The organism is Marivibrio sp. (assembly GCF_040218065.1).
Lineage (GTDB): Bacteria > Pseudomonadota > Alphaproteobacteria > UBA8366 > Aestuariispiraceae > Marivibrio.
The window spans coordinates 334,660-355,280 of the sequence record NZ_JAVJQE010000005.1 but is presented as its reverse complement, the minus strand read 5'-3'; the positions used below and the strand labels follow the sequence as shown (position 1 = coordinate 355,280).

General features: G+C 68.7%; 19 protein-coding genes, 1 tRNA gene and 2 riboswitches. Of the genes, 8 read left to right on the top strand and 12 right to left on the bottom strand.

Annotation, left to right across the window (positions count from 1 at the left end):
- Positions 1-5: 5 nt before the first annotated feature.
- From RIB45_RS03920 to RIB45_RS03895, 6 genes are all read right to left on the bottom strand, one after another.
- Positions 6-164 (bottom strand): hypothetical protein, encoded by a 159-nt coding sequence (locus RIB45_RS03920; RefSeq protein ID WP_350048915.1) that lies wholly within the window; start codon positions 162-164, stop codon positions 6-8.
- Positions 165-270: 106 nt separating this feature from the next.
- Positions 271-657 carry a VOC family protein gene (locus RIB45_RS03915; protein WP_350048914.1) on the bottom strand — a complete coding sequence of 129 codons (387 nt, stop codon included), beginning with the start codon at positions 655-657 and terminating at the stop codon, positions 271-273.
- An 81-nt stretch (positions 658-738) separates the two neighbouring features.
- On the bottom strand, positions 739-1,560 hold the full coding sequence (locus RIB45_RS03910) for a pirin family protein (protein ID WP_350048913.1): 822 nt from the start codon (positions 1,558-1,560) through the stop codon (positions 739-741).
- 140 nt (positions 1,561-1,700) lie between these two features.
- Positions 1,701-1,776, bottom strand: a tRNA-Glu gene (locus RIB45_RS03905).
- 92 nt (positions 1,777-1,868) lie between these two features.
- On the bottom strand, positions 1,869-2,915 hold the full coding sequence (locus RIB45_RS03900) for a threonine aldolase family protein (protein WP_350048912.1): 1,047 nt from the start codon (positions 2,913-2,915) through the stop codon (positions 1,869-1,871).
- 29 nt (positions 2,916-2,944) lie between these two features.
- Positions 2,945-3,232 (bottom strand): hypothetical protein, encoded by a 288-nt coding sequence (locus RIB45_RS03895; RefSeq protein WP_350048911.1) that lies wholly within the window; start codon positions 3,230-3,232, stop codon positions 2,945-2,947.
- Between the two features lie 42 nt (positions 3,233-3,274).
- Between RIB45_RS03895 and RIB45_RS03890 the strand changes: the two genes are divergently transcribed.
- The gene (locus RIB45_RS03890; protein ID WP_350048910.1) at positions 3,275-4,285 is read left to right on the top strand and encodes an RluA family pseudouridine synthase; all 1,011 of its coding nucleotides are present in this window, start codon (positions 3,275-3,277) and stop codon (positions 4,283-4,285) included.
- Between the two features lie 170 nt (positions 4,286-4,455).
- Complete coding sequence (rpoH, locus tag RIB45_RS03885) at positions 4,456-5,346, top strand: RNA polymerase sigma factor RpoH (RefSeq protein WP_350048909.1); 891 nt, start codon at positions 4,456-4,458, stop codon at positions 5,344-5,346.
- 15 nt (positions 5,347-5,361) lie between these two features.
- Here the strand turns inward: rpoH and RIB45_RS03880 are convergent, their stop codons facing one another.
- The 4 genes from RIB45_RS03880 to RIB45_RS03865 all read right to left on the bottom strand — a co-directional run bounded on the left by RIB45_RS03880 (position 5,362) and on the right by RIB45_RS03865 (position 10,780).
- Complete coding sequence (locus tag RIB45_RS03880; RefSeq protein WP_350048908.1) at positions 5,362-6,060, bottom strand: hypothetical protein; 699 nt, start codon at positions 6,058-6,060, stop codon at positions 5,362-5,364.
- Positions 6,060-8,129 carry a protein kinase domain-containing protein gene (locus RIB45_RS03875; RefSeq protein WP_350048907.1) on the bottom strand — a complete coding sequence of 690 codons (2,070 nt, stop codon included), beginning with the start codon at positions 8,127-8,129 and terminating at the stop codon, positions 6,060-6,062. Before RIB45_RS03875 ends, RIB45_RS03880 begins: the two co-directional genes overlap by 1 nt.
- A gap of 116 nt (positions 8,130-8,245) precedes the next feature.
- Positions 8,246-9,538 carry an adenylosuccinate synthase gene (locus tag RIB45_RS03870; RefSeq protein WP_350048906.1) on the bottom strand — a complete coding sequence of 431 codons (1,293 nt, stop codon included), beginning with the start codon at positions 9,536-9,538 and terminating at the stop codon, positions 8,246-8,248.
- A gap of 66 nt (positions 9,539-9,604) precedes the next feature.
- On the bottom strand, positions 9,605-10,780 hold the full coding sequence (locus RIB45_RS03865; RefSeq protein ID WP_350048905.1) for an ATP phosphoribosyltransferase regulatory subunit: 1,176 nt from the start codon (positions 10,778-10,780) through the stop codon (positions 9,605-9,607).
- 248 nt (positions 10,781-11,028) lie between these two features.
- Between RIB45_RS03865 and RIB45_RS03860 the strand changes: the two genes are divergently transcribed.
- Positions 11,029-11,529 carry a response regulator gene (locus tag RIB45_RS03860; RefSeq protein WP_350048904.1) on the top strand — a complete coding sequence of 167 codons (501 nt, stop codon included), beginning with the start codon at positions 11,029-11,031 and terminating at the stop codon, positions 11,527-11,529.
- 22 nt (positions 11,530-11,551) lie between these two features.
- On the opposite strand, the gene RIB45_RS03855 is transcribed toward RIB45_RS03860, so the two are convergent.
- Together RIB45_RS03855 and RIB45_RS03850 are read right to left on the bottom strand one after the other, a co-directional pair.
- Positions 11,552-12,955 (bottom strand): tetratricopeptide repeat protein, encoded by a 1,404-nt coding sequence (locus tag RIB45_RS03855; protein ID WP_350048903.1) that lies wholly within the window; start codon positions 12,953-12,955, stop codon positions 11,552-11,554.
- A 118-nt stretch (positions 12,956-13,073) separates the two neighbouring features.
- Positions 13,074-14,036, bottom strand: a complete 963-nt coding sequence (locus RIB45_RS03850; RefSeq protein WP_350048902.1) for a hypothetical protein — start codon at positions 14,034-14,036, stop codon at positions 13,074-13,076.
- Positions 14,037-14,378: 342 nt separating this feature from the next.
- Here RIB45_RS03850 and RIB45_RS03845 point away from each other — a divergent pair, with 342 nt between their 5' ends.
- The 5 genes from RIB45_RS03845 to gcvP all read left to right on the top strand — a co-directional run bounded on the left by RIB45_RS03845 (position 14,379) and on the right by gcvP (position 20,418).
- Entirely contained in the window at positions 14,379-14,696 is a 318-nt protein-coding gene (locus RIB45_RS03845; protein WP_350048901.1) for a hypothetical protein, read from the top strand.
- 238 nt (positions 14,697-14,934) lie between these two features.
- Positions 14,935-15,417: a Dps family protein gene (locus tag RIB45_RS03840; RefSeq protein WP_350048900.1), complete on the top strand. Its 483-nt coding sequence runs from the start codon at positions 14,935-14,937 to the stop codon at positions 15,415-15,417.
- 123 nt (positions 15,418-15,540) lie between these two features.
- Positions 15,541-15,639, top strand: a riboswitch (glycine riboswitch).
- A gap of 7 nt (positions 15,640-15,646) precedes the next feature.
- A riboswitch (glycine riboswitch) is annotated at positions 15,647-15,770 on the top strand.
- 104 nt (positions 15,771-15,874) lie between these two features.
- Complete coding sequence (gene gcvT / locus RIB45_RS03835; RefSeq protein WP_350048899.1) at positions 15,875-17,026, top strand: glycine cleavage system aminomethyltransferase GcvT; 1,152 nt, start codon at positions 15,875-15,877, stop codon at positions 17,024-17,026.
- A gap of 26 nt (positions 17,027-17,052) precedes the next feature.
- Positions 17,053-17,430, top strand: a complete 378-nt coding sequence (gene gcvH / locus RIB45_RS03830; protein ID WP_350048898.1) for a glycine cleavage system protein GcvH — start codon at positions 17,053-17,055, stop codon at positions 17,428-17,430.
- Positions 17,431-17,478: 48 nt separating this feature from the next.
- Positions 17,479-20,418, top strand: a complete 2,940-nt coding sequence (gcvP, locus tag RIB45_RS03825) for an aminomethyl-transferring glycine dehydrogenase (protein ID WP_350048897.1) — start codon at positions 17,479-17,481, stop codon at positions 20,416-20,418.
- Positions 20,419-20,621: the final 203 nt, after the last annotated feature.

The following is a 20,621-nucleotide window of genomic DNA, read 5'->3' as shown; positions in this document are numbered from 1 at the left end:
TCGGCTCACCCGGTCGCGATGGCCGGATCAGGACGGGACTCGCGCTGCGGGGCTGCGTGCTCGCCGTGCGCGTTTTCCTGGGCGGCGAACAGGCGATCGATCAGCTGCGCGATCTGTACAAAGGCCTGTTCGGCCAGCTCCTCGGTCCCATGATAGACGGTCATCGGTCGCCCTCGCGATGCTGCGGCCCGCGACGGGCCGCCTCTCCCGACGTGAATAGCGCGCAGCGCCCGTCCGCGACCGCCCCCATTTGAGGGGGGCGTGCGCCTCTCAGCCGCGCGTGCAGACCGCCTGCAGTTTGTTGCCGTCGGGGTCGCGGACATAGGCCGCGTAATAGTTCCGCCCATAGGCGGGCCGAGGCCCAGGCGGCCCCGCGCAGGCGCCCCCGAGGGCGAGCGCCTTCTCGTGGAAAGCGCGGACCTGTTCCCGACTGTCGGCTGTGAACGCGACGTGCGTGCCGTTTCCCCAGGTCGCCGGGCGCCCGTCCTCGGGCGTGTAGAGGTAGACCGTCGGCGGCCCGCCCTTCTCATAGGCGGGCGGCTTGCCGGGCGGCTTGTGCAAGCGCTCGAAGCCGAGCGCGCCGATCACCGCGTCATAAAACCGCGACGCGCGCGACGGATCGTTGGTCCCAAGCGTGATGTGGCTGATGACGCTCAAGGCGCGCCTCCTCTTCCGACCGGGCCGCCCAGGATAGAGGGCGAATCCCGCGCGGGTAAGCTCGAATTTAGGCCGCGGCCGCTAAAACCGACCGGCGCGGTAATCCTCGATCGCCTGCTTTATTTCGGCCTCGGTGGTCATCACGAAGGGCCCGTATTGCACGACCGGTTCGCCGATCGGGCGCCCCGCGACCAGGATGAAGCGGCCCCCGTCCGGCGCGTCGACCGCGACCCGATCCCCCTCCTCCAGGACGGCCAGCGCGTTGGCGGCGCAGGTGCGCTCCCCCACCTTCACCGATCCCTCGAAGGGATAGAGGAAGCAGGTGTGGCCGGCGGGGATCGGCGTCTCGAACCGCCCGCCGGCGGGGATCGCGACGTCGAAGAAAATCGGCTCGACCGCGATTCCGGAAACCGGCCCGGCGACGTCGCCGAAACGCCCGGCGATCACGCGGACCTTGACCCCGCCTTGCGCCTCGACCTCCGGAATCTCCGCCGGGTCGATGTCCTGATAGCGCGGCGCGACCATCTTCTGCGCCGCCGGCAGATTGACCCAAAGCTGAAAGCCGCTCATCTCGCCCTCGGTCTGCTCCGGCATTTCCGAATGGACCAGGCCCCGCCCCGCGGTCATCCACTGCACCCCGCCCGGCTTCAGCAGGCCTTCCGCGCCGGTGTTGTCCCGGTGGCGCATCAGGCCCTTCAGCATGTAGGTGACCGTCTCGAAACCGCGGTGCGGATGATCGGGGAAGCCCGCGATGTAGTCGTCCGGGTTCGCGGTCCCGAAATTGTCGAGCATCAAGAACGGGTCGAGCCGACGCAGCCCCGCCGTCCCGATCGATCGCTTCAAGACGACGCCCGCCCCGTCGGACGTGGTCTGGGCGGGGACGATGCGGGTGACGCGGCGCATGATCTTTCTCCACGCAAGGGGACCTTGGGTCCGCCGATAGATCGCGCGCCAGACCGCCCGCGTCCAGAGGGCGGCGCGGAAACAAAGCGTTGCCGTCGGCGCGCGAAAGCCGGACGGACGGATGCGGATTGACGAGGAAATGGCGCTCCCTAGGGGACTCGAACCCCTGTTTCCGCCGTGAGAGGGCGGCGTCCTAGGCCACTAGACGAAGGGAGCGCAAAGCGGCGTCGTTTGACGTGCGCGCGGGTTCTAACCGCTCGCCCGGCGCCGATCAAGCCGATTCTATCCGGCGGATTGAGAAAGCCGTCTCACGCCGCCGCTTGGCCGCGCGCGGCCGCCGTCAGCCGGTCGACGTCGGCGGGATCAGTCGACCAGGCGGTGACGAAGCGATGGCAGTCGGCGCCCAGCGCCGGCCAGGGATAGAACTGAAAACCCGCGTCGCGCAGCATAGCGGCGGTCTCCGCGCCGAGGTGGATGAAGACCTCGTTCGCCGCCGGCTCTTCGGCGAGGCGCGCGTCCGCGGCGGCGCGCACGCCGTCGGCGAGGCGCTTGGCCATCGCATTGGCGTGGCGCGCATTGTCGAGCCATAGCCCGTCGGCGAGATAGGCCTCGAGTTGCGCCGAGAGGAAGCGCATCTTGGAGAACAGATGCCCGCCGCGCTTGCGCCGGAAGGCGAAATCCCGGGCGTGCGCCGGATCGAAGAAGATCGCCGCCTCCGCCGCCATCGCCCCGTTCTTGGTCGCCCCGAAGCTGAGCGCGTCGACGCCCGCCTTCCAGGTCATCTCCGCCGCCGTGCAGCCGACGGCGGCGATCGCGTTGGCGAACCGCGCGCCGTCCATATGCAGCGCCAAGCCGTGCGCGTGCGCGACCTCGGCCAGCGCCGCGACCTCGTCGGGCGTGTAGACGGCGCCGGCCTCGGTGACGTTGGTGATGGAAAGGCAGGCCGGCTGCGCGTGATGGACGACGCCGCGCCAATCGCCGGCGAGCGCCTGTTCGACCGCGGCGGGCGTCAGCTTCGCCGCCGGGCCGTCGAGCGGGATCAGCTTCGCCCCGCTGGTGAAGAGCTCGGGCGCGCCGCACTCGTCGACGTTGATGTGGGCGTCGCGGTGGCACAGCGCCGCGCCGTAAGGCGGGACGAGACTGGAGAGGATCAGGGCGTTCGCCGCCGTGCCCGTGGCGACGGGGAAACTGGCGATCTGCTCCTCGGCCCGCTCGAACGTCGCGGCCAGCGCGCTCTCGAGCCGCTTGGTCACAGGGTCCGCGCCGTACGGCATCGCAGGCTCGGCGTTGACCGCCGCCAAATGCTCAAGGATCGCGGGCGCGGCGCCCGTTACGTTGTCGGAACAGAAGTTCATCTTTGTGAGCCCCCTTTCAGCGGCCGGGCCTACGGCGCGTTGAGGTCGATCTCGCCGAGCGGCGCGCCGTCCTGCGCGTCCAGAACCAGGATGCGCGCGCCGTCCGGTCCGTCGATATGGAGATAAAGCCGCGGTCCGTCGGGGCGCATCTCCACCAGACGTTCGCCCGCCTGCAGACCGATCGACGCGGGCGCGCGCATCGCCGCCGCCTCTTCCGCGCGCTTGCCCGCGCCGGTCGCGATCAAGTACACCAGAACCGTGACGCCGCCGATCAGCAGCACGCCCATAAAGATGACGACGCCTTTTAAGGCCTGCATGCGCGCATCCCTTCCGCCGCTTTGGGAAAGAGCCCGCCGCCCGTGACCGCCGACCCCGAACCGTACGAGGGAGACGACGACCACGCCCGCGGCGAGACGCGGCGGTTCTCCGTCGGCGAGGACGCGGCCGGCGCGCGACTGGACCGCTGGCTGGCCGATCGGTTGGCGGATCTGTCGCGCAGCAGGGTCAAGACGCTGATTCTCGGCCGTTTCGTAACGGTGGACGGCGAAACGGTAGCCGAGGCGAAATGTCCGGTCAAACCCGGCTCCGAGGTCGCAGTGCATATTCCGCCGCCGGCGCCGGCGGTCCCGAAGGCGCAGACCATCGCGCTGGCGGTCGTTCATGAGGACGCGGATCTTATCGTGATCGACAAACCGGCCGGCATGGCTGTCCATCCGGCGCCGGGCAGTGCGGACGGCACGCTGGTCAACGCGCTGTTGGCGCACTGCGCGGGCGCCCTCTCCGGCATTGGCGGCGTGGCGCGGCCCGGGATCGTCCATCGGCTGGACAAGGACACAAGCGGATTGATCGTCTGCGCCAAGACGGACGCAGCGCACCAGGCCTTGTCGCGTCAGTTCGCGGATCACAGCGCGGGCCGGCGCTATCTGGCGGTGACCTGGGGACGCCCCAGCCCTGCGGCGGGCCGAATCGAAGGCCCGATCGGCCGCGACCCGACGAACCGCAAGCGCATGGCCGTCGTGCGCGCCGGCGCCGGCAAGCCGGCCGTCACCCATTACGAGACGATCCAGGCCCTGGGCGTCGGGGCGAGCCTCGTCGCCTGCCGGCTTGAGACCGGGCGCACCCATCAGATCCGCGTCCATCTGGCCCATATCGGCCATCCGCTGATCGGCGATCCGCTGTATGGGCGAACCACGGCGGCCAGGCGCAAGGCGCTGACCGATAAGGGGCGCGCGGCGGCGGAGGCGTTCTCTCGTCAGGCGCTGCACGCCGGGCGGCTCGCCTTTCAGCACCCGACGAGCGGCGAGCCGTTGTCTTTCCAGGCGCCCCTGCCCGCCGACATGGCCGCCCTGATCGCGGCCCTCGCGCCCTGAAACGGCCGTTATTCGATGGTTTCATGAGGCTGACCGCTCGCGCGAAGCTCTTGAAAAATCGCGCGAAAGGCCCAATTGATTCGAGCTTAAGCGATGTCTGCGCGACGGCGTCGAGACTGCGACCAGACGGGTTCGATCAGACGACTGCGACCACGGGGAAGACGAGGTCTATGAGCAACGGCTCCAAGGGCATTCCGACACTGACGCCGGAAGGCAATCTGCAACGCTATCTGGACGAGATTCGGAAATTTCCGATGCTTGAGCCGGATCAGGAGTACATGCTCGCCAAGCGTTGGCGGGAGCATGACGACCGTGACGCCGCCCATCAGCTCGTCACCTCGCACTTGCGTCTCGTCGCCAAGATCGCGATGGGCTACCGCGGCTACGGGCTGCCGGTGGCCGAGCTGATCTCGGAAGGCAATGTGGGCATGATGCAGGCGGTCAAGCGCTTCGACCCCGACCGCGGCTTCCGCCTGGCGACCTACGCCATGTGGTGGATTCGCGCCGCAATCCAGGAGTACATCCTGCATTCCTGGTCGCTCGTCAAAATGGGCACGACCGCAGCGCAGAAGAAGCTTTTCTTCAACCTGCGCAAGATCAAGGGTCGTCTGCAGGCCTTCGAGGAAGGGGACCTGTCGCCTGAGCATGTCAAACACATCTCGGACGAATTAGACGTCCCGGAGCAGGACGTGATCTCGATGAATCGCCGTCTGGCGGGCGGCGACAATTCGCTGAACGCGCCCTTGCGCGCCGACGGCGAAGGCGAGTGGCAGGATTGGCTGGAGGACGATTCCGAAAGTCACGAGACCACGATCGCCAACAGCGAGGAGCTGTCCATCCGCCGCGATATGCTGCAGGACGCGATGAAGACGCTGAACGATCGGGAGCGTCGCATCCTGACCGAGCGGCGCCTGAAAGACGAGCCCAAGACCCTCGAGGAGCTGAGCCAGGAATACGCGATCAGCCGCGAGCGGGTGCGGCAGATCGAGGTGCGCGCCTTCGAGAAGCTTCAGAAATCCATGAAAAATCTGGCGGTCGAGCGGAAGCTGCAGGCGGTCTGAGCGCCCTTCGAGCGCTCACCCGCTGGCTGAGCGCCGCCCGCCGATCGGCCGGCCGGCCGGCGTGTCCGACAGATCCTCTTCCGGCTCGGGCTCCGGCTCGTCGTCCGGTCGCCCGGCTTCGGTCGACTGACCGTCGCCCCCCGCCGCGCCGCCGGCGCCTGCACGGCTCGTCTCACGGTCGGCTTGGGCGGCCAGTTCGTCCTCCACCGCCTCCAGCCGGTCGAGGTCCGCATCGCGCCGAACCTCCTTGCCCCATTCTTTTTCAAGCGTCTTCTGGGTCTTCGCGAGCTCCTTCAGCTTCATCTCTTGCGAGAGTTGCAAATAGCCGCCCACGATCGGAGGGAGCGCGAAATAGATGATCCATCCGAACGCGGCCGAACCGAACATGATGGTCCAGTTGATCGGATCCATCAGCAGTTCGAACGCCGCCTCGATCGAGCCGCCGCCGTCCCAAAGATCGAGCACCACGATCAAACAGCCCGCAAGGTTCATCCAGCCGACCGTCCTGGCCGCGTACTTGCGGGGGTGCCGATCGACCAGATAGGCGACGCCCGTAGGGATCATGCCGCCGGCCAACACCATCACGCTGTCGAAGAAAAGCGTCACCAGCACCACGGCGATGACGAGCGACAACGCGCGCGCGCCGCCCGACGCGCGCTTCGCCTTAGCGGCCGCCTCGCCGCCCGAGGCCCCCTGTTTAGGCTTCTTCGCCATCAGAACCACCACACGATGAAGGTGATGAGCGCCGAGACGGTGGCCCCCAAAGCGGAGAACGTGCTGGCCAATTGCCCGCCGATCTCGCGCGCGAGTTGCTGACGGTTCTTGATGTCGCGCTTGGCGGCGATGGTCTGCTCCACCGATTGGCTGTAATCGCGCACCGCGCCGGCGAAATTGTTCGCGTCCGCCTTCACCTCCGACTGGTCGTCGACCACCTCCAACAGATCGGAAAGCCGGCCGCCCTTGGCCGCCTTGCGCAGCCGGTCCGTCACCTTCTTGCGGCGTTGGCGGCTGTGGAATCGCTCGATAGACGGCTCAAGAATCGTCGCCGCCATGGCGCACAGAGCGGGAAACTCACCCTTCTTGTGCAGGTAGTCTTGGATGTTGGCGAGCAGACGGATTTGCGCGATTCGGCCGGCCGGCTCGTCGCCCTCGCGCTCGATGTCGCGAAGCTCGGAGCCGCTGGGGCGCTTGTAATGCACCATGACGTAGGCGGCGACGTCGCGGTCGATCAGGCGGCGCGGGCGCTCCTCCGCCCCGCCGCGCCGCTTCGCCAGGCGTTCGAAGGCGGGCAACAGATGCTCGATGGTGGCGATGTAGTCCCGCTCGAACAACGGCGACTGGCAGGGCAGATTGGGGTTCAGATCGTAGGCCACCCGCTCCACCCCGAAGCCGAGACCCGACTGATTCATCACCATCTTCGACTTGTCGAGACGGGTGAGAAAGCGCAGCTGGTTGGGCTCGACCTTGCGCTGCTGCTCCAGCCAGAATTGACCGAGACCGAGCTGGATCGTCTTGGCGAAGAGGTTGCGCGCCTGACCGTCCTGGGCGTGAAGCCCGATCAGCGAGCCGACGCCTTCGATGGTCGCGGCGAAGTCCCGCAGCCGGATCGGGCCTTCCGGGTCGAGCGCGATCAGCACGCGGGCGACCAGCTTATCGACGTCGTCGCCCTCTCCGACGCCGCTCTTCGCCTCGTTCACCGCCTCGACCCGATCGTCCTCGCTCAGCGAACGGCGCAGCCAGGTGTCGAGCGAGCCGTCGCGGATCGGCGCGGCTGCCGCGTCCCAGTTGCGGTGCAGGGCGTGGGCCAGCTCTCGGGCGGTGAAGTAATCGCGCCCGCCAAAGGTGAAGCCGCGCGACGCCTTGGTCGGCATGACCTGCTGCTTCGGGGACAGCCGCCGGCCGTTGAGCCACATCGACAGATCCTCCAGCGTCCACCGCTCCTTCGGATCGTCGTTCAAGAGGCCGCGCAAGGGCTCCATCATGGTGAGCGAGATGCGTTGGTTCTGCACCAGGGCCGCGTAGGAGCCGACATTGAGCCGGCGCGCCATCACGTCCTCGTCCGACAGGCCGGCGAGCGGCGTCTTGCCGGTCAACAACGCCACCACGGCGACGCCGACGGCGAACAGGTCATGCTCGGCCGACCCTTCGCCGCGGCCCGCCGGAGCGGCGAGACCGCACTCCATCGTCTCGAACAACGCCGGTTGGTTCGTGCCAGGCTGGGCGGAGAAGCATTCGCCGATATAGAGTTCGCGCTCGTCGCTGTCGAAATAGAACAGATTATCCGGCCGGATGTTGCGGTGATAAACGCCAAGCGCGTGCATATCGCGCAAGATGTTGACGATCGGCGTCAGAAAGATGCGCGTCACGCGCTCCTCGGTCATCGGGGCGATCTCGGCCGTCAGGGCTTTGAAAACCCGTCGCCCTGCCGGGCGCTCCATCACGACGACGGGGCAGCGCCGCTGCTCCGCCGGCCAATCGACGACGCCCCAATCGACGACGCGCTGCAGGTTGCGGTGATCCACCCGATGGACGGAAGAGACGATGTCGAGCCGCGGCGGCAGTTTGGGATCGCACACCAGCCCGTAAAGCGCCCGGTCGCTGTCGCGAACGTGGGTGACGCGCACCGCGACGGCGGGCGGATTGTCGAGCTCGGGGATCGGCTGGTCGGGATGGACCTCGTAGCGATCCTTGATCAGCAGCGGGCCGCCGCCGGAGGGGACGCCGCCCTCGACCTCGCCGTCCTCCGTCCCCGCCTCGCCGCCGCTGACTTTGAGCGCCGCCATGCCGCCTGGTTCCCATGGCTGAAGCGCCCGCTCGACCCCGCCGCCGGACGCACCGTTACCGCACCGAGGCTAGCATGATTCTGCGCAGTGGCCAGCAGCGGCGCGCCAAGCGGCGCTCAATCCTCGAACGGGTCGCGAACGCGGATCGTGTCGTCGCGCTCCGGGCTGGTCGAGAGTAGCGCGACCGGGGTGTCGATCAGCTCCTCGATGCGCCGGATGTACTTGATCGCCGTTGCGGGCAGATCGGCCCACCGCCGCGCGCCGTAGGTGCTCTCCTTCCAGCCGGCCATGGTTTCGTAGACCGGCGTCGCGCGCGCCTGCAGCGCCTGGGAGGCGGGCAGGTGATCGTAGGTCATGCCGTCGATCTCATAGCCGATGCAGATCTTGATCTCCTCCAACCCGTCGAGCACGTCGAGCTTGGTGAGCGCGATCCCGTCGACGCCGGCCACCTTCATCGCCTGGCGCACCAGCACCGCGTCGAACCAGCCGCAGCGCCGCGCCCGGCCGGTGACGGTGCCGAACTCTCGGCCCCGTTCGCCCAGGGTGCGGCCGATCTCGTCGTCCAGCTCAGTCGGGAACGGACCGCTGCCGACGCGGGTCGTGTAAGCCTTGGTGATGCCGAGCACGTAGCCGATCGACTTCGGCCCCGCGCCGCTGCCGGAGGCCGCCTGGCCCGGACCGGTGTTCGACGAGGTGACGAACGGGTAGGTCCCGTGGTCGACGTCCAGCATCACGCCCTGCGCGCCTTCGAAGAGCACCCGCTTGCCCGCGCGGCGCGCCTCGTTCAACACCTGCCAGGCGACGCCGGCGTAGGGCAGGATCTGCGGCGCGATCGATTCCAGCTCGGCCGCCAGATCGTCGGCCGAAACAGGCTGGTCGCCCAGGCCCTTGAGCAGGGCGTTGTGGTGGACCAGCAAATCCGCCACGCGCTGGCGCAACAGCGCCGGGTCGGCCAGATCGCACACGCGCACTGCGCGCCGGCCGACCTTGTCCTCGTAGGCGGGGCCGATGCCGCGGCCGGTGGTGCCGATCTTGCCGGCGCCGCGCGCCGCCTCGCGCGCGCGGTCGAGCGCCCGGTGCACCGGCAGGATCAGCGCCGCGTTTTCCGCGATCACCAGGCTCGACGGGTCGATCTCGACGCCTTGCGCGCGGATGCGCTCCATTTCCTCGACCAAGGCCCACGGATCGATCACGACGCCGTTGCCGATGACGCCCAGCTTGCCCGGCCGCACGACGCCGGACGGCAGCAGGCTCAGCTTGAAGGTCTTCTCGCCAATCACGAGCGTGTGGCCGGCGTTGTGGCCGCCTTGATAGCGCACGACGATGTCCGCGCGCTCCGACAGCCAATCGACGATCTTGCCCTTGCCCTCATCGCCCCATTGGGCGCCGATCACCACCACGTTGGTCATACCGGATCGTCCTTCATCTCTCTCAAAAAAGGCGCGGGCCGCGCCGGGTCTGGTTCGCGCGCTCGCTCAACCCAGGGCGCGCGGCTCGCCGCCGGGGCCGTCCTCTGGGTCCAGGTAATGGGTGCATCCAAGCCGGCGCGCCTGCCGCGCCGGATCCTCGTCCGACCCCGCATCGAGGCCCGCCACCGTGATCCAGCCGGCCGCCCGAAGCCGGGGGCCGACCTCCAGCGCCGACGCCGTCGGCAGAAAGCAGCGCGCGGCCGGCTTAGGCGCCGGCGCGCCGCGCATCACCGAATCGAGATACAAGGAAAACCCGGTCGCCGCTTCGCCGGCCTTGTCCGGGCCGGCCCCGGCGGCGTAGCGCCCGCCGCGCCCGAGCTCCCCGCGCACGCCCTTCGCGAACAAGGTGAAGCTGAGACCCGTCTGATACTCGAAACCGCGATGCTCGACCGCATCGACGGTCACCGAGAGGTCCGGCGCAGCCTCGGCGAGGCGCGGCAGCACGGCGGACAGACGATCGATCTCCCCGGCCGTCGACGAAGGCAGGCCGAGCGCTTGCAATCCCTCAAGCGCCGGCCCGGCGCGGCCCGACGCGTCAAGCAACGCGCCCAGCACCCGCGCCGCTTCGCCGCCCAGGTCGCGCACGGCGGCGGCGTCGCGCCGGTCCAACGCCGAGCGAGCGGCCGCGCGCGTCTCGGCGTCGAGACCCAGCGTCTCGAACAACGCCGGCGCCAAGGTCGGCAGCGCGATATCGACCGAAAGCCGCTTCAACCCGACCGCCGCAAGCGCGTTCGCGGCCAGAGCGATCGCCTCGGCGTCGGCCTCGGCCGCGTCGGACCCGATCAGTTCGCAGCCGGCCTGGGTCACCTGACGCTCGGGGCGCAGCTGCTGGCCGCGCACGCGCAGCGTCGGGCCGGCGTAACACAGGCGCACCGGACGCGCCTGCCGGGCGAGCCTGCTGGTCGCGATGCGCGCCACCTGCACCGTCATATCGGCGCGCACGCCCATCATGCGCTGGCTGACCGGATCCATCAGACGGAAGGTCGACGGAGCGACGGCCGCGCCCGGCCCGTCCAACAGGCTGTCCTCGAACTCCACCAGAGGCGGCTCGACGCGCTGATAGCCCTCGGCCTCAAAGCGCGCGATCAGGCCGCCCACCGTTGCGGCCTCGTGCGCCGCATCCGGCGGCAGCACGTCCCGCAGCCCGTCGGGCAGCAGGGATTTCGACGCGTCCCCGCGCATGGCTCGTCGCCCCAATCGAAAGAAAGCGGCCCGGAGGCCCCGAAAAACCGGCGCACGGGTAGCGCGTTTCGCCCCGGGCGGCAAGCCGGGCGCGCAGCCGATCGATTTATCGGAGCGCATTCCGGGCGCGACGCGGAAACCTTTTCTTTACGACTTCAACCGCACACTAATGCGGAAGGCCCGCCTCCAAGGCGCCGTACGCGCCGGGCGCGCAGGCGCCGCAGCGATTGTAAGGACAGCCGAACCTCATGGCGCTCGACCTCTCCCGCATGACGTTCCTTCTGGTCGTGGAGGACAGCCCCATGCAACGGCTGATCCGCGATCTTCTGGCCGATCTCGGGGCGGGGCGTGTGGTGGAGGCGGCGAACGGAACGGACGGGCTGGTCGCCGTCGCCGAGAACGAGGTCGACATCGTCATCTCGGACTGGATGACGGAGCCGATGGACGGGCTGGACTTCGTGCGGCGCCTCCGCGCCTGCGGCGGCGGCGGCGATCCGACGGTCCCGATTATCATGCTGACCGGCCACACAGAGCGCCACCGCATCGTCGAGGCGCGCGACGCCGGCGTGACCGAGTTTCTGGCCAAGCCGGCGACGGCGCGCGGCGTCAGCAGCCGCATCCGTTCAATCGTCGAGGCGCCGCGCCCCTTCGTGCGGCTCGGACGCTACGCCGGCCCGGACCGGCGCCGGCGCGCCGCGAACGAGGACGACCGGCGCCGCCGCGCGCTGGACGCCGACGCGGCGGATTGAGCGCGAACCCGACCGGCGCGGCCTAGGCGGCGCCGACGCCGTCCGAGAAAAGGCTCGTCGCCCGCGCCCGCGCCTTGCGCGCGCCGGCGCCGTCGCCCAGTCCGTCCCGGGCGCGCGCCAGCATGCGCCAATTCTGCGGACTCGTCGGCTTGAGGGCGAGGCGTTCGTTCAACAACGCCCGCGCCTGCGCGAAGCGCCCCGCGCGCAGGGCCGCTTCGATCAGCGTCAGGGCGATCACGTCGCGCTGCGCGTGACTGCCCCCCAGCTTGTGGGTCTCGTAGCGAATCGGCAGCAGGCGCTCCACGGCCTCGTCGTAGTCGCCGCGCGCGAAAGCCTGTTGCGCGCGGCAGAACGGCAGCCCCACCTCGCGGGTCATGGCGACGTTGTCGTCCGCGCCGCCCTGAACATGTCGTTCGGCCGCGGTCAACACCTCCTCCGCCAGATCGTCCCGCCCGTCGGCGACGAAGGTCATCATCGCATGCACGTCGTTGAAGGCGTAGAGACTGTCGGTCGCCGAGGGCGCCCATTTCTCGGACAATTCCGACCAACGCGGGCCGACGTCCTCGCCGTACAGCGCAAGGCGCCAGAGGAGCGCGGCCGAATCCAGCTCCTGATACTTGTTTTCGGCGCCCGGACCGCCGCGCAAATACCGGTCGTAGATATCGAACACCCGGTCGATCTCGCCGACGTCCAGATGGAACAGCGACAGGTGCCACCACAGGTGATTGGCGAAATTGCCGTGCTCCCAGTCGTCCCGGCGGCTGGTCATCCACCAGATCCCGCCCTCCTGCCTGCCGGTCATCTCATGGACGTGCGCGACCGCGTGGATCGCGTAGGCGTCTTTGGGATTAAGGGCGACGGCGCGCCGGCCCATCTCCTCGGCCCGGCCGAAGTCGCGGTTCTCCTCAAGCCCGAAGGCGTAGAAGCCGAGAACCCAGCCGTAGCCGGGCGCGCCCTCGTGCCATTCCGGCAGAACGCGGGCGATGCGGTCGCGCTGATTGACCGTATCGCCCAACAGCACGTCCGAGAGGTGGGCCAGTTGGAGGGCGAGGAGATCGCGCGGATGATCGACCAGCACGCGGTCCCATTCTGCGCAGGCGCGGCTGAAATCGCCGTCGACCCAGGCGCGCACGGCGGCCATATGGCCCCGTTCGCGCTCGTTGGCGCGCGCGACGAGCGCCTCGGCGCGCTCCAGCGCGGCCTTCATCGGTCGGTAGACGCGGGTCTCCATGGCCTGGGTCAGCATGCCGGCCTTGAACAGCCAGCCCATCACGAAGTCGGGAGAGCGCGCCAGCGCGGCGTCGATCTCCGCGATCGGATCCCCTTCGAAGCCGAGGGCCATGGCGTGCGCGCGCTCCAACGCCGCGACGTTCTCCGGATCGGCGGTGCTGAGCGGCGCGCCGCGCGGATCGGTTTGTCCCTGCATGGTCTGCTCTCCCGGCGCCGGCGCCGCGGCCGCGCCCGATGGTTGCGGTCGTCATCAGGGTAAGGGTTTCGGCCGGCGAACGCGAGGGGGCGCCGCTCACAAACAGGTCACGCGCCGCTCACATTTTCAGGCGCGCCATCGCCCGTTGGGCCTCCAACAACGAGTGAAACGGCGAGGCGAGGCGCACGAAAGCGCCGGCGTACGCCCCCAGCGCGCAGATCAGCCCGCTCAGGAAGACGCCCGCGAACAGCGGGTTGTCCCCCAGGCCCGCGAACATCGCCGACAATGTCGGCGTCGCGCTGTCGGCCGTGCTGAGCAACCGGTCCGCATGCAGCATGACCGCACGCTCCATGTTGACGTCGAGCGCGATCAGCAGGCTCACCTGCGCCAGCAACACCACCGCGAAAGCGTCGAGCCGGTGGAACAGGAAGATCCCGTGCGGGGTGGAGAAGAACAGCCCGGCCAAGGCCTCCGAGCGGCGCGCGCGCCAGCCGATCACGAGGCCCAAGAGTGCGAACAAGGCCACGTGGACGGCGAGGAACAAGCCGACCGGCCCGCCCAATGCGTCGAAATAGCCGCGGTAGGCCTGGGCGCAGGCGTAGCCTTCGGCGCAGGGAACGAAGGCGACGATCGCCTCCGCCTCCGCGGCCAGCAGACGTTTTAGCCACACGACCTCCATCGCGAAGATCACCAGACAGACGAGCGTGACGGCCGCCACGTCCCGCGCCGCCGCCGCCAGCCCCCGGCGGCGCGCCGCGGTCAGCACCGGCCAGGCGAAGCTGCGCGTCCAGGCGAGGCAGCGCCGGTCGCTCATCAGGCCGAGAAGCGCGACCGCACCCGCCGTCCAGGCCGCCAAGGCGCCCGCGGTGTCGGCGTGAACGTAATCGCCCAACATCGGACCGGCCGGCCCGAGCGCAATGCGCTTGGCGATCCACCAGTCGAAGGCGAAATAGGCGACGATCCAAGCCAGCCCCGCCATCGCGAGCGGCGCGGCGAGGCGCAAACCCAGGCCCGGCGGCGGCCTGCCGCCCCCGCCGACCTCCCGCCAATGAGCGGGCTCGGGCTCTCGGTTGATGATCATCGCGACGATCAGCAGAGCGCGAAGCCGGTCGCCCGGTCAACCCTAGGAATGATCCGGACATTGCCGCCCTGCGTATCCAGATATGACGGGCGCGCATGCAGACCCTAAGCAGCCTTTCGGCATATGCATGGCTGGCCTTCGGAGTTTGCACGACCGCTTATGCTGCATTGCAATAATGTGACGGTTAGAGACGCGGCGCGTCGCGCCGGTCGCCCGTTAAGCCCGGTTACATTCGCGGTGCGGCTGCGGTTTGGGAAAAGCCGCCGTCGACGTGTTTGGCCTAGACGACCGCGCCCCGACGATCGGGACGACGCGGCGCAAGATCGAAGGATGGAAGAAGAGATGACGACCGATATGATGGAGACCCGCAGCCCCTGGATCGACGGCGGTCGCTGGCTGACCGGCCTGCGTCGCGATCAAATGTTGACCCCGGCCGAGTTGGCCGAACAGGTCGGCGCCCCCTCCGCCCGCTGGATTGAGGAGGTCGAGGCCGGCCGACGCCCGATCCCGTCCAGCCTTTACCTCAGCTTCGCGCGCCAGTTCGCGATGTCGGCGCCTGATTTCGCGGCGCTGTGCCTGAAGTTCTACGACCCGAAGGCGCATGAGGCGTTGTTCGGCCCCGCCACGCCGGCGCTCGCCGAAGTTCGCGCCGCGGCCTGAGGCGCCGCGCTGCGCCGCGGCGCGGCCCGAGCGGATTGAAAACCGCCCCCGGAGACCGGTTGCGCAGCGATCGGGGTTCGGGGGCGTTTTCGTATCCGAATTCTTTTTTAGAATTATTCCAAAAACTGCTTGAACCTCCTGATTTAAAGTTTATCTATCAAACTAGAGAGGACGATAGAGGCGACCTTTCGGCCGATATCGACGCAGATCTAACCATCGGATGATAAGGAGACCCGTAATGGCCCAATTGGAGACGGACATCGACATCGGAATCGACGCGGACGGGCGCCAGGAAATCGCGCACGGTCTGGCGCGCGTGCTGGCCGACAGCTACACGCTTTACGTCAAGACGCACAATTTCCACTGGAACGTCACCGGCCCGATGTTCCACACGCTGCACGCCATGTTCGAGGAGCAGTACACCGAACTGTCGACCGCGGTCGACGAGGTGGCCGAGCGCATCCGCGCGCTGGGCGCCTATGCGCCGGGTTCCTACAAGGCGTTCGCCGAGCTGACCTCGATCGAAGAGGAGACCGGCGTGCCGACGGCGCAGGACATGATCCGTCAGCTTGTGAAGGGCCATGAGACCGTCGCCCGCACGGCCCGCGAGGTCTTCCCCGCCGCGGAGAAGGCCGGCGACGAGCCGACGGCGGATCTCCTGACCCAGCGCATGCAGTTGCACGAGAAGACCGCCTGGATGCTGCGCAGCCTGTTGCAGTGATCCGCGCTGGCGGCGGAGACCGGAGACTCGGCCCGGCCGTCGCGCCGGGCCGATTTGCGGTTCGGCCCCGTTGACTAGCCCGCCGCCTCGTGTAGCCTTGGCGGCGACATAGCCCGCGCCGCCGTCGAGGGAGAGAGCGTCGGACCGCCCGAATGCCGGGCGGCCGCAGACGCCGCCGAAGGAGCAACCGCCCCGGAATCTCTCAGGCGAAAGGACCGCGACAGCGCATTTCGGGCGTTCTGGAAAGCGGGCGCCGCCGTCTGGCGGCGCTCCACCGACGGGGAAAACCCGACCCGCGCGCAGGCTGACGCGGGGTCGGGCGACACTCTCAGGTTTTCGACAGAAGGGGCGTTCCATCCGGCTTGGCCGGAGGGGCGCCCGCGCACAGTCGGGACGGGAATCGCCGTCCCCGCCCCGTGCGGCGCCCTGTTTGACGAGGCGACGAACGGGAGCGAGCATGGCGGCCGACGCATCCAAGACGCGAAGCCTGGCGGAAACGCCGCTCGCCCCGCTGCACGAGCGGCTCGGCGCGAAAATGGTGCCGTTCGCCGGCTACTCCATGCCCGTCCAGTACCCGGACGGCGTCCTGAAAGAGCATCAGCACACCCGCGCGGCCGCCGGGCTGTTCGACGTCTCCCACATGGGTCAGGCCTTTCTGATTGCGGAGGACGGATCGGACCCGGCCGCGCTGTTGGAGGAGTTGGTCCCTGCGGAATTGCAGGCGCTCGAGGCCGGCCGCCAGCGTTACACGCAATTCACCAATGAGCGCGGCGGGATCCTGGACGACCTGATGGTCACCCGCCCGCTCGCGGATCTCGGGCGCGAGCGGCTGTATCTCGTCGTGAACGCCGCCTGCAAAGACGCCGACTTCGCGCATCTGGAAGCCCGACTCGCCGGACGCGCCCGGGTCGAGCGTCTGGAGGATCGCGCGCTGATCGCGGTCCAGGGACCGGAGGCCGCGGCCGCCGTCGCCGCCGTCTTCGACGATCAGGCGCTGCTTGCCCGCCCCTTCATGAGCCAAACGCTCGCCCGGTTCGACGGCGCGGTCTGTTGGCTCAGCCGGTCGGGCTACACCGGCGAGGACGGCTATGAGATCTCCTGCCCCGCCGACGGCGCGGAAGCCCTGAGCGAGGCGCTGTTGGCGCGCCAGACGGTGAAACCGATCGGGCTCGGCGCGCGCGATTCGTTGCGGCTCGAGGCCGGGCTGTGCCTTTACGGTCACGACATCGACGAGACCACAACGCCGGTCGAGGCCGGGCTCGCCTGGTCGATAGGCAAGCGCCGACGGGCCGAAGGCGGCTTTCCCGGGGCCGAGACCGTCCAGCGGCAATTGGCCGAAGGGCCGGCCAGGAAACGGGTCGGGATCCGCCCTGACGGCCGCGCGCCGGCGCGCGAAGGCGTCGAAATCCAGAGCGAATCGGGCGAAAGACTGGGTGAGGTGACGAGCGGCGGCTTCGGCCCCACCGTCGGCGGGCCGGTCGCCATGGGCTATGTGCCGAGCGCCTTTGCGGCGCCCGGCACGCGGGTCGGCCTCAGCGTACGCGGCAAAGCGCTGCCGGCCGAGGTGCGCCGCCTGCCCTTCACGCCCGCCAACTTCTATCGCGGATGACGAGCAACTAGGGGGAACGCAAGGCGATGAGCCAAATCTATTTCAGCGAAGATCACGAGTGGATCGAGGTCGAGGGCGACGTCGGCGTCGTCGGAATCACGAATTACGCCCAGGAACAGCTCGGCGACGTCGTCTTCGTCGAGACGCCGGAAGTCGGCGCGGCCCTCGACCAAGGCGACGAGGCCGGCGTGGTCGAAAGCGTCAAGGCCGCGAGCGAGATCTACAGTCCCGTCAGCGGCGAGGTGAGCGACGTCAATGAAGAGCTCGCCGATAATCCGGGCTTGGTCAACGAGGAGCCGGAGGACGGCGCGTGGTTCTTCAAGATCAAGCTCTCCGATCCCGGGGAGCTCGACGATCTGATGGACGCCGCCGCCTACAAGAAGTTCTGCAAAGATCAGGACTGAGCCGTCCGGCCGTCGCGGCCGCATTTCCAGCCTTTGGGGAAGAAAAAGATGAGCATCGATTGGCAGCACGGCGAGCGTCTGACCCTGGAGGCGCTGGAGGTGCGGGACGACTTCCTGCGCCGGCACATCGGACCGACCGAGGACGAAGTCTCGGCGATGCTGGCGACGCTGGCGGCGGACGGAGTCGCGGACCTAGACCAATTGACCGACGCCGCCGTGCCGAAGTCGATCCGGCAGACGCAGGAGCTGTCGGTCCCGGACTCGATCAGCGAGCGCCAGACCCAATCGGCGCTGCGCGCCATGGCCCGGCGCAACAAGGTCTTCGTCTCGATGATCGGGGCGGGCTATCACGGCACGATCACGCCGCCGGTCATCCTGCGCAACGTGCTGGAGAATCCCGGCTGGTACACGGCCTACACCCCCTATCAGGCGGAGGTCAGCCAAGGCCGGTTGGAGGCGTTGCTGAACTTCCAGCAGATGGTCGTCGATCTCACGGGGATGGAGCTCGCCAACGCCTCGCTGCTGGACGAGGCGACGGCCGCGGCGGAAGCCATGGCGATGGTCAAGCGCGCCAACCGCAAGAACAAGGCCGAGCGCTTCTTCGTCGACGCGGACGTCCATCCCCAGACGCTGGCGGTGCTGAAGACCCGCGCGGCGCATCTCGGCCTGCAGATCGTAATCGGCGACGCCGAAACGGATCTGGAGGCCGAGGGCGAGCTTTTCGGGCTGCTGGTGCAGAACCCTGGAACCTCCGGACGGCTGCGCGACGTCTCCGGCCCGATCGCGGCGATCCACGCCAAGGGCGGACTGGCGATCGTCGCGACCGACCCGATGGCGCTGGTGCTGACCAAGTCGCCCGGCGCGATGGGCGCCGACGTCGTCGTCGGCTCGGCCCAGCGCTTCGGCGTTCCGATGGGCTATGGCGGCCCGCACGCCGCCTTCTTTGCGACGCGAGAGGAGTACAAGCGCTCGACCCCCGGCCGGATCATCGGCGTCTCGGTCGACGCCGAAGGCCGCCCGGCGCTGCGCATGGCCTTGCAGACGCGCGAACAGCATATCCGCCGCGACAAGGCGACCAGCAACATCTGCACCGCCCAGGTGCTGCTGGCGGTCATCGCCGGCTGCTACGCGGTCTATCACGGGCCGGAGGGGCTCAATCGCATCTCCGGGCGCATCCACCGCAAGGCGGAGATCATCGCCGAGGGGCTGCGCCGGCTGGGTCACGGCGTCGTGCACGACTGCTTCTACGACACGATCAAGCTGTCGGTCCCGGGCCAGGCGCACAAGCTCGCCGCCCGCGCGCGGGAGAGCCGCATCAATCTGCGCGTCTACGATCCCGACCATTTGGGGATCAGCGTCGACGAGACGACGAAGCGCGAGGACCTGCAGACGCTGTTTCGCGTCTTCTCGCCGAAGGCCGGCGCGGCGCTCTCGGTCGAGGGTCTCGATCGCGAGGTCGGCGGCACCATCCCGGGCAAGCTGGTCCGCCGCGGCGAGATCCTGACGCATGAGGTCTTCCGATCCTACCACTCCGAGACCGAGATGATGCGCTATCTGCGCTGGCTGCAGGCGAAGGACGTGGCGCTCGACCGGGCGATGATTCCGCTCGGCTCCTGCACCATGAAGCTCAACGCCGCGACCGAAATGATCCCGGTCACCTGGCGGGAGTTCGCCCATCTCCATCCCTTCGCGCCGCTCGACCAGGCGCAGGGCTATCAGCAGCTGTTGGAAGAGCTGGAAGCGTGGCTCGCCGACATCACCGGCTATGAGGCGATCAGCTTCATGCCCAACGCCGGCAGCCAGGGGGAGTACACCGGCCTGCTGGTGATCCGCCAGTATCACGCAAGCCGCGGCGAGGGACATCGCAAGATCTGCCTGATCCCCTCCTCCGCCCACGGCACCAACCCGGCCAGCGCCGTGATGGCGGGCCTCGAGGTGGTGGTCGTCGAGTGCGACCATCAGGGCAATGTCGACGTCGCGGACCTCAAGACCAAGGCGGAGAAGCACGCCGACGATCTCGCCGCCATCATGATCACCTACCCCTCCACCCACGGCGTGTTCGAGGAGAAGGTCTCCGAGATCTGCGACATCGTCCACGCGCACGGCGGTCAGGTCTATGTCGACGGCGCCAACCTCAACGCCATGGTGGGGATCTGCCGGCCGGGCGATTTCGGGGCCGACGTCAGCCACTTGAACCTGCACAAGACCTTCTGCATCCCGCACGGCGGCGGCGGGCCGGGCATGGGCCCGATCGGAGTGAAACGCCACCTCGCGCCCTTCCTGCCGGAGCATCCGCTGGTCGACGGCGTCAACCCGGCGGCCCATGAAGGCCAGCCGGTCGGCCCGGTCTCGGCCGCGCCTTACGGCTCCGCCTCGATCCTGCCGATCAGCTGGGCCTATATCCGGATGATGGGGCCGCGCGGTCTCAAGCGCGCGACCCAGGTCGCGATCTTGAACGCCAACTACATGGCGACGCGGCTCGGCGACCACTTCAAGGTGCTCTACACCGGGCGCAACGGGTTGGTCGCGCACGAATGCATCCTCGACTGCCGGCCGTTCGAGGAGACGGCGGGCGTCACCGTGGAGGACATCGCCAAGCGGCTGGTCGATTTCGGCTTCCACGCGCCGACCATGTCCTGGCCCGTCCCCGGCACGCTGATGATCGAGCCCACGGAGAGCGAGAGCAAACGCGAGCTGGACCGCTTCTGCGACGCGATGATCCAGATCCGCGAAGAGATCGCGGCGATCGAGCGCGGCGATGCCGATCGCGAGAACAACCTCCTGAAGAACGCGCCCCACACCCACCATCTGCTGACCGCCGAGGCCTGGGAGCGACCCTACAGCAAGGAAGCCGCCTTCTTTCCGCTGAAGCAGATCCGCGAGGACAAGTTCTGGCCGCCCGTCGCGCGCGTCGACAACGTCGCGGGCGACCGCAACCTCATCTGCACCTGCCCGCCGATGGAGGATTACCGCGCGGCGGCGGAGTGATCCGCCGCCCGCGGGGGCCTCAAGGCCTGGTCGCGCCGCTCCTTGCGGGCGTCGCCGACGGGCGGCGCGCCCGGCCGCGCGGGCGACTTCTGACCGTCGATCGACGCGCCGCCTCGCGACCAAGGCTCGACGTCGCCCGGTCGGATCGCGGGCTGAGGGTCGGGGCGCTTAAAGCCCGTCTGCAGGCTCAAACCCGGATAGGC